Origin of the sequence: Agromyces sp. CF514 (assembly GCF_900113185.1) — a bacterium.
Lineage (GTDB): Bacteria > Actinomycetota > Actinomycetes > Actinomycetales > Microbacteriaceae > Agromyces.
Genome location: NZ_FOZD01000002.1, coordinates 270,797 through 287,349 on the forward strand (window position 1 = coordinate 270,797; position 16,553 = coordinate 287,349).

14 protein-coding genes are annotated in these 16,553 nt (G+C 71.5%); 8 read left to right on the plus strand and 6 right to left on the minus strand.

Annotation, left to right across the window (positions count from 1 at the left end):
* Nucleotides 1–30: 30 nt before the first annotated feature.
* Nucleotides 31–555: a methylated-DNA--[protein]-cysteine S-methyltransferase gene (locus tag BM342_RS14115; protein WP_092967286.1), complete on the plus strand. Its 525-nt coding sequence runs from the start codon at nt 31–33 to the stop codon at nt 553–555.
* A 40-nt stretch (nt 556–595) separates the two neighbouring features.
* Here BM342_RS14115 and BM342_RS14120 read toward each other — a convergent pair whose 3' ends face one another.
* Nucleotides 596–1,042, minus strand: a complete 447-nt coding sequence (locus BM342_RS14120) for a GNAT family N-acetyltransferase (protein ID WP_092967288.1) — start codon at nt 1,040–1,042, stop codon at nt 596–598.
* Nucleotides 1,043–1,097: 55 nt separating this feature from the next.
* Complete coding sequence (locus tag BM342_RS14125) at nt 1,098–1,367, minus strand: hypothetical protein (RefSeq protein WP_092967290.1); 270 nt, start codon at nt 1,365–1,367, stop codon at nt 1,098–1,100.
* Between the two features lie 186 nt (nt 1,368–1,553).
* Here BM342_RS14125 and BM342_RS14130 point away from each other — a divergent pair, with 186 nt between their 5' ends.
* From BM342_RS14130 to BM342_RS14140, 3 genes are all read left to right on the plus strand, one after another.
* Nucleotides 1,554–3,005: an O-acetylhomoserine aminocarboxypropyltransferase/cysteine synthase family protein gene (locus BM342_RS14130; RefSeq protein WP_092967292.1), complete on the plus strand. Its 1,452-nt coding sequence runs from the start codon at nt 1,554–1,556 to the stop codon at nt 3,003–3,005.
* The gene (locus BM342_RS14135) at nt 3,002–4,324 is read left to right on the plus strand and encodes an LLM class flavin-dependent oxidoreductase (protein ID WP_092967294.1); all 1,323 of its coding nucleotides are present in this window, start codon (nt 3,002–3,004) and stop codon (nt 4,322–4,324) included. Before BM342_RS14130 ends, BM342_RS14135 begins: the two co-directional genes overlap by 4 nt.
* 78 nt (nt 4,325–4,402) lie before the next feature.
* Nucleotides 4,403–5,089, plus strand: coding sequence for an NADPH-dependent F420 reductase (locus BM342_RS14140; RefSeq protein WP_092967296.1), 687 nt, complete (start codon nt 4,403–4,405; stop codon nt 5,087–5,089).
* Nucleotides 5,090–5,099: 10 nt separating this feature from the next.
* Here BM342_RS14140 and BM342_RS14145 read toward each other — a convergent pair whose 3' ends face one another.
* From BM342_RS14145 to BM342_RS14160, 4 genes are all read right to left on the minus strand, one after another.
* Complete coding sequence (locus tag BM342_RS14145) at nt 5,100–6,221, minus strand: epoxide hydrolase family protein (RefSeq protein ID WP_092967298.1); 1,122 nt, start codon at nt 6,219–6,221, stop codon at nt 5,100–5,102.
* 53 nt (nt 6,222–6,274) lie between these two features.
* Nucleotides 6,275–6,754 carry a pyridoxamine 5'-phosphate oxidase family protein gene (locus BM342_RS14150; RefSeq protein ID WP_092967300.1) on the minus strand — a complete coding sequence of 160 codons (480 nt, stop codon included), beginning with the start codon at nt 6,752–6,754 and terminating at the stop codon, nt 6,275–6,277.
* Nucleotides 6,755–6,844: 90 nt separating this feature from the next.
* A complete protein-coding gene (locus tag BM342_RS14155) occupies nt 6,845–9,046 on the minus strand; it encodes a glycosyl hydrolase 53 family protein (RefSeq protein WP_092967302.1) in 2,202 nt (733 codons plus the stop codon).
* 133 nt (nt 9,047–9,179) lie between these two features.
* Nucleotides 9,180–11,585, minus strand: coding sequence for a beta-galactosidase (locus BM342_RS14160; RefSeq protein ID WP_092968662.1), 2,406 nt, complete (start codon nt 11,583–11,585; stop codon nt 9,180–9,182).
* Nucleotides 11,586–11,847: 262 nt separating this feature from the next.
* Here BM342_RS14160 and BM342_RS14165 point away from each other — a divergent pair, with 262 nt between their 5' ends.
* From BM342_RS14165 to BM342_RS14180, 4 genes are all read left to right on the plus strand, one after another.
* Nucleotides 11,848–13,158 (plus strand): ABC transporter substrate-binding protein, encoded by a 1,311-nt coding sequence (locus tag BM342_RS14165; protein ID WP_092967304.1) that lies wholly within the window; start codon nt 11,848–11,850, stop codon nt 13,156–13,158.
* Between the two features lie 83 nt (nt 13,159–13,241).
* The gene (locus BM342_RS14170) at nt 13,242–14,216 is read left to right on the plus strand and encodes a carbohydrate ABC transporter permease (RefSeq protein WP_092967306.1); all 975 of its coding nucleotides are present in this window, start codon (nt 13,242–13,244) and stop codon (nt 14,214–14,216) included.
* A 3-nt stretch (nt 14,217–14,219) separates the two neighbouring features.
* Nucleotides 14,220–15,164, plus strand: a complete 945-nt coding sequence (locus BM342_RS14175; protein WP_092967308.1) for a carbohydrate ABC transporter permease — start codon at nt 14,220–14,222, stop codon at nt 15,162–15,164.
* Between the two features lie 158 nt (nt 15,165–15,322).
* Entirely contained in the window at nt 15,323–16,339 is a 1,017-nt protein-coding gene (locus tag BM342_RS14180) for a LacI family DNA-binding transcriptional regulator (RefSeq protein WP_092967310.1), read from the plus strand.
* Nucleotides 16,340–16,553 lie beyond the last annotated feature (214 nt).

Consider the following 16,553-nt stretch of genomic DNA (forward strand, 5'->3'; position numbering starts at 1 on the left):
GAGCCGCTGCCCAGGGGAGATCATGGAGGCATGACACGTCGACACGCGACCCTGCCGACGGCGCTCGGCGACCTGCTCGTCGTCGTCGAGCAGACGGCCGACGGCGACGCGCTCGCCGGGGTCACGTTTCCGGGGCACTGGCATCCGCTTCCGGCCGACAGTCTCGGAGCCGAGGTCGACGCCGCGACCGACCCGGTCGTGCACGCGTTCGGCGCGCAGCTCGTCGAGTACCTCGCGGGCGAGCGCACGACGTTCGACCTGCCGCTCGCGCCGAGCGGCGACGAGTTCCAGCACGCGGTGTGGGCGATGCTGCGCGAGATCCCGTTCGGCGAGACCGTGACCTACGGCGAACTGGCGGTGCGGCTCGGCGACCGCAACCTCGCGCGCCGGGTCGGCAACGCCGTCGGACGCAATCCGATCAGCATCGTCGTGCCGTGCCACCGCGTGGTCGGGGCCGACGGCTCGCTCACCGGGTACGCGGGCGGGCTCGAGCGCAAGCGGTTCCTGCTCGAGCTCGAAGGTGCGCCGGTTGTGGCGCAGGGCCGGCTGTTCTGACGGGCGCGGGAGAGAGGCGGATGCCGCGGCATCCGCTCGCTCAGGCGGCGGGCCGCCGCACGAGGAAGACGTCGATCTCGTCTTCGGAGTCGAACACGAACCCGTGGCGCTCGTAGAGGCTCCGCGCGCGGCTGCCCTGCAGCACGTCGAGCCGGACCGTCGCACCCGTGGCGTCCGTCTCGGCGAGCAGGCGCTCGAGCACCGCTGACCCCACACCCCGGCCCTGCGTCGACGGCTCGAGGTAGAAGAGCTCGAGCCACCACGCCTCATCGGTCGGCCGCAGCGAGACGCTGCCGACGGGTTCGCCGTCGAGCTCGATGATGCGCGTGTGCTCGATCGAGAAGGCGGCGAGCACCCGTGTGCGCGAGCGCTCGGCGTGCCAGCGTCCGAGTCGTTCGAGGTCGGGGCGCATCGTGCGCTCCTTCAACGCGACGACGTACTCGGCGTCGGCGGGCAGGCAGGGGCGGATCGTGAGCGAGGCGTGCATCGGTGCAAGCCTCGCAGTCAGCGCCGCGTGGGCGAAATCCTCTCGAAGGTGCGGCCTAGTCGGCGGCCCGGTGCTTGCCGTGGTCGCTCTCGGTGTACTCGCCTTCGCCGGGCTCCGTCGTCTCGACGCCGTCGGGGAACTCGGTCTCGGTGTACTCGCCCTTGCCCGGTTCGGTCGTCTCGACGCCGTCGGGGAACTCCGTCTCGGTGTACTCGCCCTCGCCCGGCACGGTGCGCTCGTCGGTTCCTGCGCCGAAGTCGGACTCGGTGTACTCGCCGGAATCCTCGTCAGGATCGATGGGCTGGGTGTTCGACGGGTCGGTCATGTTCGCTCCCTCCGCTGGGCAGCCCGGAGCCGCGCTGCTGCTCCCACTCTCTCGCGTGCGCGCGCGGTCCGCGAGGGTTTGACACAAGATCGGCGGCGTCCCCGGATGTGACGGCCCGTGACCGACGGTGACTTCACGCGTCACGCTTGGTTTCACGGCGGGCGGGCGCGCGTCGAAGATGTCCGCATGCCTTTCCGACCAGCGCACGACGAGCAGGGTTCCGCCCCGTACGACGACGGGTTCGCCGTGCCCGAGCCGGGCTTCGCCACGCGTCAGGTGCACGCCGGTGAGCACGACGAGCCCGCGTTCGGCGCCCGCATCACGCCGATCTACCTGAGCGCCGGGTTCCGCTTCGACGACTTCGCGCAGGCGCGCGACCGCTTCGCCGGCGACGACCAGGGCTACGTGTACACGCGAGCGGGCAACCCGACGAACTCGGCGCTCGAGCGCAAGCTCGCCGAACTCGAACGCGGGCGCGACGCCGTGGTCGTCGCCAGCGGACAGGCCGCGCTCACGGTCGCCGTGCTCGCCATCGCGAAGGCGGGCGACCACATCCTCTCGGCGCAGAGCGTCTACTCGGGCACCCGTTCGCTCTTCACGCAGGGCTTCGGTCGGTTCGGCATCGAGGTCGAGTTCGTCGAAGACGCCCGCGACCTCGACGAGTGGCGCCGCCGCATCCGCCCGAACACGCGAGCCATCTACGCCGAGTCGATCGCGAACCCGACCAACGACGTCATCGATCTCGCGGGGGTCTCCGAGGTCGCGCAGGCGGCGGGCGTACCCTTCATCGTCGACAACACGCTCGCCACGCCGTACCTCGTGCGCCCGATCGAGCACGGTGCCGACCTCGTCGTGCACTCGGCGAGCAAGTTCCTCTCGGGGCACGGCGCCGCGCTCGGCGGCGTGGTCATCGACGCCGGCACGTTCGACTGGGCCGCGACGCCCGGCGCGTTCCCGCACCTGACCGAGCCCGACACGGGCCTGCAGGGTGCGAGCTACCTAGAAGCCCACGGCGCGGGCGCCTACACGGCGTACATCCGCGGCGTTACCGGAGCCCTCTTCGGGCCGGTGCTCTCGCCGTTCAACGCATTCCTGATCCAGCAGGGCATCGAGACGCTCTCGCTCCGCGTCGGGCGCCAGTCCTCGACGGCCGCATCGCTCGCCGCCTGGCTCGAAGACCAGCCCGAGGTGCTCTCAGTCAACTACGCAGGCCTGCCCTCGAACCCGTCGCACGACCTCGCCGAGCGCTACCTGCCGCGTGGCCAGGGCGCCGTGCTCTCGTTCGTGCTCGACGGCGGCGAGCCGAGCGCCGAGGCGTTCTACGACGCGGTCGAGCTGTTCAGCCGCATGAGCCACATCGGCGACACGCGCTCGCTGATCCTGCATCCGGCGACGACCACGCACGCCCACCTCGATGCCGAGACCCGCGCGCGCGGACGCATCTCGGGCGGACTGCTGCGGCTCTCGGTCGGGCTCGAGGAGCCCGAGGACCTCGTGCGCGACCTCGAGCGCGGGCTCGCCGCCGTGCGCGCGGCGCGCGCCGCAGACCCGCAGCGCCAGCCCGCGGCATCCGCTCGAATTCCGGACCAGGTGACGGATGCCGCGGCAACCGCACTGCTCGAAGCGAGCACCCGATGACCCGACTGCAGCACTTCGGCTGGTTCTTCTCGCGCGGCTTCGGCCCGCAGGGCTGGGGGCACGAGTACCACCGCTGGAACTACCGTTGGACCGAGCCCAAGCTCTACCAGCAGTCGGTGCGCGAGCTCGAGCAGGCGGGCCTCGACCTCGTCATCATCGAGGACGGCCCCTCGATCGGCACCCCCGAGACCATCGAGCTGCGCGTGCGCAAGGCCTACGGCGGTCCCAAGCACGACCCCGTCGCGCTCACGCCCTACCTGCTCGGCGCGACCGAGCACATCGGCATCGCGCCGACCGTCAACGCTGGCATCTGGCCGCCCTACCTCGCGGCCCGCCAGTTCGCGTCGCTGCACCACCTGAGCGGGCACCGCGTCGGCATCAACGTGGTGACGGATGTCTCGAGCACCCGCCACAACGGCCTGCCGCCCGTGACGCACGACCAGGCCTACGACCGCGCGAGCGAATGGCTCACCGCGGTGCGCGGGCTCTGGCACAGCTGGGACGAGGGTGCGCTCATCGAGGACACCGAGACGTGGCGCTTCGCCGACGGCTCGAAGATCCGCGAGAACCGATTCACCGGCGAGTACTTCGACGTGCCCGGGCCGCTTAACGCCATTCCGTTCACCGACGGCGACCCGGCGATCGTCTCGCCGGGCGGCTCGCCCAAGGGGCTCGCGTTCGCGGGCACGCACTCCGACGTGCAGCTCGCCTACGCGCCGCTCGACCTCGACGTCGTGCGCGCCTATCGGCAGAAGATCATCGACGCGTCGCTCGCGCACGGCCGACCGGCGAACGCGGTGAAGACGCTGTTCGTGTTCAAGCCCGAGATCGTCTCGAGTCAAGAGGAGGTCGACCGCGTCGTGCAGGCGTCGCTCGATCCGAGCGACGAGGTGCTCGCCGCGATCCTCGAGGGCCAGTCGAGCGACCTCGAGACCGACCTCACGGGGCTGCCGCTCGACCGGCCGCTCGACCCGTCGATCTTCGGCGACCACGTGTCGCAGGGCACGATCAAGGGGCTGCTCGGCAAGACCGCGTCGAGCTTCGCGGATGCCACGCTGCGCGAACTGCTCGTCGCGAAGGCCCGCAAGGGCCGCATCGCCGACCACGCCGGGTTCGTCGGCACCGCCGAGCAGGTCGCCGACTTCATCGAGGAGTTCGGCGAGGAGGCCGACAACGACGGCTTCATCTTCTCGGGCGACCTGCACCCCGTCACGGTGCACAAGTACCTCGACGAGCTCGTGCCGATCCTGCGCCGACGCGGCGTGCTGCGCAACGAGTTCGGCGGCGGCGGCATCCAGGGCAACCTGCGCGACTTCTAGGGCTGCGGCCTCGAAGCCGGGCGGATGCCGAAGCCGGGCTTTTGCGAGAAATGTTGCACTTTGCAACGCGAATCGGGAATGCCTGCGGCGAGGCATCCGTTGGCCCTGAGCATGACCACGATCGGAATCATCGGAGCAGGACACATCGGCAGCCAGGTCGCGCGCGCGGCCGTGGCGAACGGGTACGAGGTCGTCATCTCGAACTCGCGCGGCCCTGAGACCCTCGCCGAGCTCGTCGACGAGCTCGGTCCCAATGCGCGCGCAGCCACCCCGGAGGAAGCCGCTGAAGCGGCCGACTTCGCGGTCGTCACCGTACCCTTCAAGGCCTACGAGGCCGTGCCGGTCGAGCCGCTCGCCGGCAAGATCGTCATCGACACGAACAACTACTACTGGGAGCGCGACGGCCACTTCACCGTGCTCGACGAGGGCCTCGACACCGTCAGCGGACTGCTGCAGAAGCACCTGCCCACGAGCCGTGTCGCCAAGGGCTTCAACCACATCGCGTCGGCCGACATCACCACCGGCGGTTCGCCCGCCGGCACGCCCGGCCGTCGTGCGCTGGCGACCTCGAGCGACTTCGCGGAGGCCGCGCAGCTCGTCACCGACCTGTACGACGCGTTCGGCTTCGACACCGTGAACGTGGGCCCCCTCGCCGAGAGCTGGCGCGTCGAGCGCGACCAGCCCGCCTACGTCGTGGCGCAGAACCGTGACGAGCTCGTCGCGAACCTCGCGAAGGCCGAGCGCGTGGAGGCGTCAGCCGCGTAGTCACGCGGATTCAACCCAGCAGCCCGAGCGAGCTCGCGAACGACCTGAGTCGCTTCGCGAGCTCGTTCGGCACTTCGGCAGCCGTGAAGTGCCCGCCCTCGTCGAGGCGGCCGAACTCGCGCAAGTCGAGGTAGTGCCGACGCGCGAGCGACTCGGGGTAGGCCGCCTCGTGCCGCTGGATGAACACCGCCGCGGGCACGGACGTCGGCGGGATCGGGTCGGGGGTGTCGGCGCCCTCGTGGTACGGCCGGAACGACGTGCCGATGGACTGCGTCACCCAGTAGAGCATCGCCTCGGTGAGGATGCGATCGCGGCTGATGCGCCGCTCGACCGCGGACGGGTCGCCCGTTGGGGTGTCGCTCCACTCGACGAGCTTCTCGGCCAGCCACGCGAGCAGCCCGGCGGGGGAGTCGTTGAGGGCGACCGCGAGGGTGTCGGGTCGGGTCGACTGCACGTGCCCGTACGCGCCGTTCGTCTCGTGGAAGGCGGCGATGCCCGCGAAGAACGCGCGCTCGTCGGGGTCGGTGAGCCCCGCGCGCTCGTCGCCGTTCGGGAAGTGCGCGTGCGTGGCCAGGATGCCGGCCACGTGCGGGGGATAGGTCGCCGCGATGAGGTCGCTGACGTTCGCCGTGACGTCTTCGCCATAGGTGAGGAACCGGTCGTAGCCGAGCACGTCAGTCATGAGCGCGTGCATGGTCGCGGCGATGCGGGTCTCGCTCATCGGCCCGTCGGCGTAGGGCGACGAGAACGCGAAGCCGGGCAGGCTCGCCACGACGACGTCGAAGTCGGGCAGGAGATCGGCGAAGTCGAGCTGCAGCGCGAACGTGTGCGGCCAGCCGTGCATGACGAGCAGGGCGGGGGCGCCGGCTCGCGACGAGCGCAGGTGCGCGAAGTGCAGTGCGGTGTCGCCGACCTGCGCGACGAACTGCGGATGCGCGTTGAGCCAGGCCTCGCGGGCACGCCAATCCCAGTGGATCCAGCTGTCGACGAGCTCGCTCAGGTAGGCCGCCCGCATGCCGGATGCGGGCGCGCGGGGTGAGTCGTCGAGCAGCCTGCTGCGCGCCAGGCGAGCGCGCAGGTCGTCGAGCACGTCGTCGGAGACGTGCAGCTCGAACGGCCGAACCGAACTCATGGGGTGAAGCTACCCGGCGCCACCGACACACCGCCGGCGGCGGCGGCGCAGGCTTACCAGGCGATGAGCTTCTCGGGCGTCACGCGCAGGATCGTGCTGTACTTCGCCGCCATGCCCTCGAGCGTGAGCTTCAGCGGGGGCAGGTCGTGCTCGTACTTCTCGAGGTAGGCGTCGCCGATCGCGGGCAGCCAGGCGGTCGCAGCGTCGTTCAGCACCTCGACGGTGCCCTGCAGCACCGTGAGCTGCTCTTCGTCGTGGCCGGACTCGAGGTGCACGAGCACGCGCGGATCGCGGCTCGCATTGCGCACCTTGACCGCGCCCGGCTCGCTCAGGATGACCACGGCACCCTCGTGCCAGAGGAACCACACCGGCACGCTGTGCGGATAGCCGTTGCGGCTCGTCGAGCCGAACCAGGCGATGCGCTCGTTCGTGAGACGCACCAGGGCGCGCGCGTGCACCTCGTTCTCGGGGTCGAACGCGAACGGCGTGGCGGCGGTCGTGGCGGATGCGGCGGGTGCCTCGGTGTCGGTCATCGGTGTCCTTCCGTGGGGTTTCGAGCCTACGGTCTCCCGGTGACATGCCGGCCGAGGAGCGTGCAGCGCCCGCTCCTCGACCGGCGGCCGCTACTTGGCACGCTTGAGCTGCAGCACCGCCTTCGCGATGAGCGCCGTGGCGGCGATCACGTCGCGCTGCGTCGCCCGCGAGCCGTCGAGCACGACCTCGCCCACGGCGACCGCGTCGTCGAGTCGGGCGACGGATGCCGCGGTGAACCGCTCGCGGTCGATGCGCGCCGCGGCGGCGAGTGCGACGTCGAGCAGCTTCGTCTTCACGGTGCTCGGCGGCTCGACGGCGACGAGCCGCACGTCGTCGAACACGCCCCACGCTCCGCCGCTCAACGAGAACGCCGCGGACACGGTGACCACGCCGTCGGCGCCGACCACGACCGAGGGCACGGTCGCGGTGTGGAACTCGTTCCACGCGGTGAACTCCATCGGCGCGCTCCACGTGCCCTTCGAGGTCGTGGCGCTCAGCACGCGCGAGTCGGTCGCCGGGCTGTTCGTGCCCTGCGTGGTCGCCCGCAGCGAGTAGGTGCCGGCGGGCACCCCGGTGATCGTCTGCGTGGCCGAGGCCTGGTAGGCCGAGCCGTTCCAGAAGGTCACGGCCGTGCCGCCGTCGGAGGCATCCGACGTCGGGTTGGGCCAGGCGTAGCCGCCGAATGCCCAGGCGCTGTGCGAGGCGTCCTCGAAGCTGTGGTCGACGACGAAGTTCTTCGCGAGCACGGTGACCGACGCCGTCACGGCGAGCCCCGAGGCGGTCGAGCCCGGGATCTCGTACTCGCCGGGCCCGCGGATCCACGAGACGGCGCTGCTCCACGTCACGGCCGGGTGCTCGACCGTGCCGTCGTTGTACGAGACGTCGAGCGTGCCCGGCAGCACGACGGGCGTGCCGTCGGTCACCGTCACGGCGACGGCGCCGACCTGGGTGATGACGCGAGGCGCCACCGCACCCGTGCGGGCGTACTCGAACGTGCGCAGCGACTCGAGCGCCGTGCCGTCGAAGCCGAAGAGCGCCTGGTTGTCCCACGCCGATCCGCCGTAGAACTCGCCGACGTGCACCGGGTCGTAGCCGGATGCCGCCGAGGTCGCCCAGCCCGAGCCGTCGCGCTCCCACAGCACGGCGTTCGCGGCGGCATCCGTCGCCGGTCCGACCGGAAGCCACGCGGGCTCCCAGTAGAAGACGCCGACGCCGGCCGAGCCCACGGCCGAGACGGCGGCGATGACGTCGCGCAGCTCGGTGGCCTGGCCCTGCACGCTCGCCGGGTACTGGGAGGTGTCGGTGCCCGAGCCGATGACGTTGGAGTACCCGTCGCCGTCGTCGAGGGTGTGCGCCCACGAGGTCTCGGCGACCATGACCTGCTTGCCGTACGTCGTCGCGACCTGCGAGAGCACCGAGGTGAGGTTCGCCGTCGAGCCGTGCCAGTACGGGTAGTACGAGCTCGCGAACACGTCGTAGTCGACGCCGAACTGCGCGAGGCCCGCGGCGTACGTCGCGTAGCGGTTCGGGGTCTCGGGGTTCGTGAAGTGCACGGCCACGAGCGCGTCGGGCAGCACCTCGCGCACGGCGCTGCTGCCCGCCTGGATCAGGTCGGCGAACGTCTCGTCGATCGGCGTGCCCGCGCGCGTGTACCCGGCGATCGCGTTGTTCGTCTCGTTGCCGACCTGCACCATCGTCACGTCGACGCCGGCGTCTTCGAAGGACTGCAGCGTCTCGGCCGTGTAGTCGTGCAGGGCGGTCTCGAGCTCGGAGATGCCGAGACCCGCCCACGCCTTCGGCGCGAGCTGGCGGCCGGGGTCTGCCCAGAAGTCGGAGTAGTGGAAGTCGACGAGCGCGCCCAGCCCCGCCGCGGTCGCGCGCTCGCCGATCTCGACGGCGCGCGCCGCGTCGACGTTACCGCCGCCGTACCCGCGGCCCGAGGCGTCGAACGGGTCGTTCCACACGCGGATGCGCACGGTGTTCACGCCGTTGTCGGCGAGCACGGCGAACAGGTCGGCCGGCTGGCCGGCGGCATCCCGGAACACGACCCCGCTCTCCTCGAGCGAGAGCACCGACGACACGTCGACGCCGTTCACGAAGTCGGGCGAGAGGCCGTCGACCTTCTTAACGAAGATGCCGGCGTCGACCTGGCTGTCGGCCGGGCCGGCGGGGTCGGCCGGGTCGGCCGCCCAGGCCGCGGGCGTCAGTGCCGCGCCGGTCAGGGCCGTGGCGAGTGCCGCGCCCGTCGCGACGGCGCCCCACCTCGCTCGTGTCGTTCGTCGGTTCTGCATGGTGCCACTCCCTCTCGTTCGGCGCCGCGGGCGAACGATCGGAGGACCGACGGATGCCGCGGCGCTGCGGTGTCGCGCTCCGGCAGGGTGCCGGTGCGCGGGTGGTGCTGGCATTGCGGGGCGGGTGGTCAGCTCACGGCTGCTCCCGCCAGAGTCCGGCGTCGGTGACGGCGACCTCGTCGAGCGCGATGAGCGGGCCGTCGACGAGGGCGCGTCGGGCGGCCGCCGCCTCGGGCAGGCGCACGACGGCGTCGGGGCGCAGGGGCACGATGCGAAGCACGACCCGCGCGTCGTTCCGGACCCCGTCGGGGCCGCCGAGCGCATCGAGCCCGACCGTCCACGTGGTGCCGTCCCAGAACCGGTCGGCCACGACCTCGCCGTCGATCTCGAGCCTGGCGACGTCGCCCGCCCAGTCGATCTCGAGCGTGCGCCGGCCGCCCGACGAGGCGGGCAGGGCCAGCGGGTAGGCGATGCCGAAGCGCGCGACGTCGTCTCGCGAGGGCGCCGACGCACGGCCGTGGCGGTCGCCGAAACCGGCCGGCGGCTCGGTACCGGGCGCGGGTTCGCCGACCGCGACCGGGAACCGGCCGCCGTCCGGCGCCTCGGCGGCGACGACGAGCGGCTCGAACCGCCCGAGCAGCGGCAGGTACTCGCGCACGTCGGGGCGGGCCGCGGCGCGCGCCGCGATCCAGCCGTCGGCGTCCTCGAACACGGGGTCGGCCGAGAGCACGAGCCGGCGATCGCCGCTCGCCTCGAGCACCCACACGTCGTCGGCCGAGGCCGCGGGCAGCACGAGCACCGACAGCCGACCGTCGCCCTGCGCGAGCTCCACGCGGAGCGGGCGAGGGGCCTCGACGACCAGGATGCCGGGGGCGGGCGAGGTCACAGCGGACCCGAGGTCCGCGGCATCCGATGCCGGTTCGGCGGCGAACGCGCCGAGCAGCTCGGCCGAGGTCGCGAGTTCGACCGGGATGCCGGACTCGGCCACGAGCACGAGGGTCGGCACGGCCGCATCGGCCGCATCGGCCGCGTCGTCCGCCGCGTGCAGCACCGTGAGCGGCGATGCCGTCGCCCAGTCGAGGTGCACGCCGCCGAGCTCGAGGTGCAGCGGCCAGTGGGCGATCGTGCCGGGCGCGACGTCGACCGGGGCGTGCGGCAGCACGAGCGGCTCAGCCGAGGCATCCGGAAGCCCGACCTCGAACTGCACGTCGGTGACCGTGTCGAGCGGCACGTGCGGCTGCTGCCAGGTGATGAAGAGCCAGCCGGATGCCCCGTCGCTGCGCAGCGCCCACCGCAACGTCGAGACGTCGTCGACGTCGGTCGGGTGGTGCGCGGGCAGCGTCGAGGGCATGGGCGCGAGTCGGTCGCCGAACGCCGAGAGGAACGCGTGCTGGCGGCGGAGCGGCGCGTGGCCGGCGCCGAGACGCCCGGCCGCGCCGATCGGCGCGTGGAAGTCGTAGTCGAACTCGGGCAGGTCGTTGGGGTAGCCCGTGGCGTGCGATTCCTGCAGTGCGGGGCGCGGGTTCGTGCCGCCCGCGTACATGTAGTAGCCCTGCCAGCCCGACCCGTTGCCGATCTTGTTGTGCGCGACCGCGGCGACATCCGCCCCGCTGAGCAGCGGACGCCGGTGGTAGGCCGTGGCCATGCCGCCGCCGAGCTCGCACGTGGCGGCCGGGAATGACGCCGAGGGCAGGCGCGGCGTCTCGGGCCGGCGTCCGATGCCGGGGTGCGCGCGCAGGTCTGCGCCGATGCCGGGGTCGTCCCACGTGTGCGAGAAGAAGAAGTGCTCGCGGAACGTCGTGTCCCAGGCGTGGTCGGCGTCGACCCAGAAGCCGTCGCCGTAACCGCCGTAGAGCGGGAGCACCTCGCCGTCTGGCAGCTCGGCGCCGCCCCACGCGGTCGCGGTGTAGATCGGCGCGACGATGCCGTGACGGCGGGCGAGCCGCTTCAGCGTCACGAGGTGGTCGGGCTGGTCGTAGAGCTCGTTGTCGAGCTGCACGGCGATGACATTGCTCGTCGGCCCGCACAGGTCGGCGACCTGTGCGCCGATCGCCGCGAACCAGGGCTCGACGAGTGCGAGGTAGGCGGGGTCGTCGGTGCGGTGCGCCACCGGCGCCTGCTGCACCCAGTCGGGGAACCCGCCGTTGCGGGTCTCGCCGTGGATCCACGGGCCGACGCGCAGCACCACGTCGAGTCCGGCGGCCGCCGCCTCGCGCACGAACGCGGCGACGTCGAGGTCGCCCTCGAAGCTCGGCGCGTCGGGCGTCGGCTGGTGGTGGTTCCAGATGAGGTACGACGCCACGACGGTGACGCCACCCGAGCGCATGAGGCGCAGGCGCTCGCTCCACTCGGCGCGGGGCACGCGGCTGTAGTGCAGCTCGCCCGACACGGGGATCACGGGCACGCCGCGCTGCTCGACGTAGCGGTTCGTGAGCGAGATGCGCTCGTGCCGGTCGATCGCGGTGCCCATGGCCGGCCGCGCGAGCGGCTCGGCCCACGGCTCGTGCGCCACCGTGAACCGCGCGGTCTGCAAAGGCATGGGCATTCTCCCTCGAATCTGTGTGCGCTCACAGTTCTAGCACAGCAATCGCTGAACGTGACAACTCGATCGGATGTCGCGTGAAACGCCGTGAACACGGGGAATGCAGCACAAGGTCACGATTCCCGCTGATCTGTGCGCAGGAGTTGACAGTCGAGCTGTGCTGTGTATTACTGGGATCGCTCACAGGCACGCTGTCGTCCTCCAGGTCGCGCGGGCCCCACGGGGCATCCGCAATCACAGCTTTCGACAAGGAGGACGAATGCGTTCTGCAATCCGTACGGGTGCGATCGCGGCGATCGCCGCCGCAGCGCTCATCATGACCGGCTGCTCGGCCGACGCCGGCTCGGAGGGCACCGCCGACGATCCGGTGGAACTCACCTACTGGGCCTGGGCGCCGAACCTCGACAAGGTCGTCGACATCTGGAACGAAGAGCACCCCGAGATCCAGGTCACCGTCAACAAGCAGGACGGCGGCGACCCCGCCATCACGAAGCTCCTCACCGCCATCAAGGCCGGCAGCGGCGCGCCCGACCTGATCCAGGCCGAGTACCAGAAGATCCCGACGCTCGTCGCCTCCGACGCGCTCGCCGACATCTCGGGCTCGATCGGCGACGACGTCGCCGGCCAGTTCCCCGACGGCGTGTGGCAGTCGGTCACGCTCGGCGGCGACGCGCTCTACGCCGTGCCGCAGGACACCGGCCCCATGATGTTCTACTACCGCGCCGACCTCTTCGAGCAGTACGGCCTCACCGTGCCCACCACGTGGGACGAGTACGCCGAGACCGCCCGTGCGCTGCACGCCGCAGACCCCACCAAGTACCTCGGCACGTTCTCGGCCAACGACGCCGGCTGGTTCGCCGGCCTCGCGCAGCAGGCGGAGGCCGAGTGGTGGTCGATCGACGGCGACAGCTGGGGCGTCGGCATCGACGAGGAGCCCACGCAGAAGGTCGCCGAGTACTGGGGCGGCCTCGTCGCCGAGGGCGCCATCGACAACAAGCCGATGTACACGCCCGAGTGGAACGCCGCGCTCAACGACGGCAGCCAGGCCGGCTGGCTCGGCGCCGTCTGGGGCCCCGGCGTGCTGAGCGGCAACGCCGCCGACACCGCGGGCCTCTGGAAGGCCGCCGCGCTGCCGAACTGGGACGCCTCGTCGCCGAGCAACGGCAACTGGGGCGGCTCGTCGACGGCCGTGACCTCGCAGTCGAAGCACGTCGAGGCCGCGACCGAGTTCGCGACCTGGCTGAACACCGACCCCGAGGCGGTCGCCGCGCTCGTCGAGCAGACCGGCATCTACCCGGCAGCGACGGATGCCGCGGCATCCATCCTCACCGAGGCGCCCGAGTTCTTCAGCAACCAGCCCGACTTCTACGACGTCGCCGCCGAGGCCGCCCAGGCCGTGGCACCGTTCACCTACGGCCCGAACGTGAACGTCGCGTTCAGCGCGTACAACGACGAGTTCGCCAAGGCCGCAGAGGCCAAGACGGTCGACGCCTTCCTCGCCGCGGTCACCGCGATGCAGAAGACCACGATCGACGACCTGAAGGCCGGGGGCTTCTCGGTCTCCGAGTAGCCGACACCGAGCCGCCGGTCGAGGCGATACGCTCCTCGACCGGCGGCTCCGCCGCCCCGATCCACCCCTCGGAAGGACCGAACATGACCGCCACGGTCGAAGCCCCAGCCGGGCCCGTCACGCCGGCCCCGCGGCATCCGCGAACCGGAAGGCGCCGCGCCAAGGGCGCGCTCACGCCCTGGATGATGCTCATGCCCGGCATCGTGCTCTTCACGGTGTTCATGGCCGCGCCGATCGTCTACACGCTGTTCCTGTCGTTCCAGAAGGAGCAGGTCAAGGGCCTCGGCCTCGGCGGCGACTCGCGCACCCGCGAGTTCGCCGGCCTCGAGAACTACGTCTCGACCTTCACCGACCCCGAGTTCCTCGCGAGCGTGGGGCGGGTGCTGATCTACGGGCTCATCCTCGTGCCGACCATGCTCGGCCTCGCGCTGCTGTTCGCGCTGCTGCTCGACGCCCGCCGCACGGGTGCGAAGGGCTTCAGCCGGGTCTCGATCTTCCTGCCGTACGCGGTACCCGCAGTGATCTCGTCGCTGCTCTGGGGCTTCCTCTACCTGCCCGCCGTGAGCCCGTTCTACTGGATCTTCGAGCAGCTCGGGTGGGACGACGTGCCCTCGCTGCTCTCACCCGGGCTCGTGATGTTCGCCATCGCGAACATCGGCCTCTGGGGCGGCGTCGGCTTCAACATGATCGTCATGTACACCTCGCTCAAGGCCGTGCCGAGCGACATCTACGAGGCCGCGCGCATCGACGGGGCGTCGGAGGTGCAGATCGCCTGGCGCATCAAGGTGCCGATCATCATGCCCGCGCTCATCATGACCGCGCTGTTCTCGATGATCGCGACGCTGCAGGTCTTCGCCGAGCCGATGACGCTGCGGCCCCTCACGAACAGCCTCTCGACGAGCTGGTCGCCGCTCATGCTCGTGTACCGCGACGCGTTCACGCGCGACGACATCTACTCCGCGGCCGCCACGTCGATCATCATCGCGCTCGCGACCTTCGCGATCTCGTTCTTCTTCCTCCGCGTCGTGCAGCGACGCGCCTTCGGTCAGGAGGACTGAGCCATGTCCGTCACCACAGAGACCCGCGCCGCCACGGTGCCCGAGCTGTCCGGCGCCGAAGGCCGCGTCGCCCGCCGCGCCGCGCGCACTGCCGGGCGCAGCGCGTCGAAGGACCGGCGCGTGCCCCTCTCCGTCGGCTCGACCGGCGTGCTGATCCTCGGCGCGCTCTACTGCCTGCTGCCCGTCGCGTGGGTCGTGGTCGCCTCGACGAAGGACGCCTCCGAGCTGTTCTCGACGTTCACGTTCGCGCCGTCGACCCACCTCTGGGACAACATCGTCGAGCTCACGGCCTACCGCGACGGCCTCTACTGGCGGTGGATGCTGAACACCGCCCTCTACGCGGGCGTCGGCGCCGTGATCTCGACGTACGTCTCGGCGCTGTCGGGCTTCGCGCTGGCGAAGTACGTGTTCCCGGGCAAGGCGACGGTGTTCCGCATCCTGCTCATGGGCGTGCTCGTGCCCGGCGTCATCCTCGCCATCCCGCAGTACCTGCTGCTCGCGCAGGTGGGCCTCACGAACACCTACTGGTCGGTGCTGCTGCCGCAGCTCATCAGCCCCTACGGCATCTACCTCGCGCGCATCTACGCGGCCGCGGCCGTGCCGACCGAGATCGTCGAGTCGGCCCGCACCGAGGGCGCCCGCGAGCTGTACATCTTCCACCGCATCGCGCTGCCGATGATGGGCCCGGGCCTCGTGACGATCTTCCTGTTCCAGTTCGTCGCGGTGTGGAACAACTTCATGCTGCCGTACATCATGCTGGGCGACGACCGGCTGTTCCCCATCACGGTCGGCCTCTCCGGCCTGCTGAACCAGGGCGCGTCGCTGCCCGCCATGTACACGCTCGTCATCACCGGTGCGCTGCTGTCGATCGTGCCGCTCATCGTGCTCTTCCTCGTGCTGCAGCGGTACTGGCGGGTCGACCTCGCCGCGGGCGCGGTCAAGGCGTGAGCCGAGCGGATGCCGCGGGGTCGCCCGGTTCGCCCGGTCCGAGCGAGCCAGCGGATGCCGCGGGCTCTGCGTCGACCGACGGGCGAGCGGATGCCGCGGGGCGGGCGACCGCGGGCGGCTCCGCCCGGGCGAGGGCCGGCCGCACCTACACTGGCCACGTGAGCGAGCACGCGCCGAAGCGGCGACCGACGATCGAGGATGTCGCGCGCGAGTCGGGCGTCTCGCGGGGCACCGTGTCGCGCGTGCTGAACGGCGGGCACTGGGTCAGCCCGCCCGCGCGCGAGGCCGTCGAGCGGGCCATCAAGAAGACGGGCTACCGCATCAACCCGCACGCCCGCAATCTCGCGACGGCCCGTGCGAACTCGGTCGCGTTCCTGCTCACCGAGTCGCACGACCGCCTCTTCGAGGACCCGAACTTCTCGGCGCTCATGCGGTCGGCCGCCGACGCGCTCGCCGAGCGCGACCTGCCGCTGGTGCTGCTCATGGCGGGCTCCGACGACGAGCAGCGCCGCGCCACCGACTTCATCATGGGCGGCCACGTCGACGGCGCCCTGCTCGTGTCGTCGCACCGCGGGCGCGAGGGGTTCCTGAAGCGGCTCGTCGAGGCCGAGGTGCCGGTCGTCTCGTGCGGCGTGCCGCTCGGGTACGAACGGCGCATCGGGTTCGTGACGGCCGACGACGACGAGGGCGCGCGCGACGTCGTCGCCTACCTGCGCGGGCAGGGGCGAGAGCGCGTCGCCACGATCACCGGCCCGCAGGACACCTCGGGCGGCGTCGGGAGACTCGAGGGCTACCGCGCCGAGCTCGGCGACGACTACGACGAGCGCTACGTCGCGTTCGGCGACTACTCGCGGTCGAGCGGCGCGCGGGCCATGGAGCAACTGCTCGAGCAGGCTCCCGACCTCGACGCCGTGTTCGCCGCGAACGACATGATGGCGGCGGGCGCGCTCGACGTGCTCCGCGCCCGCGGGCGCCGGGTGCCCGACGACGTCGCCGTCGCCGGCTTCGACGACGCGCCCATCGCCACGCGACTCGACCCGCAGCTGACGACCATGCGCCAGCCGTTCGACCGCATCGCGCACGAGATGGTGCGCATGCTGCTCGACGTGTTCGACGGCCAGCCCGCCGGGCGCATGACGCTGCCCACCGAGCTCGTGGTGCGCGAGTCGGCGTAGCGCCGCTGCTCTCCCGCCGCCCGCGCCTGCCGCGACGCGCCGTCGCCAGCCCGCGACCGGTCACGTTGTGCCGCCTCCGGATGCCGTGAAGCGGCACATCCTGACCGGTCGGCGAGGGCTCCTCGGCGCGCCGGGAAGGGTCGCCGTCGGCGGGCACACCTCGATACCCGTTCGGGCAGCCCCCTAGCCGCGCGGATGTCGCGGGGCTAGCGTT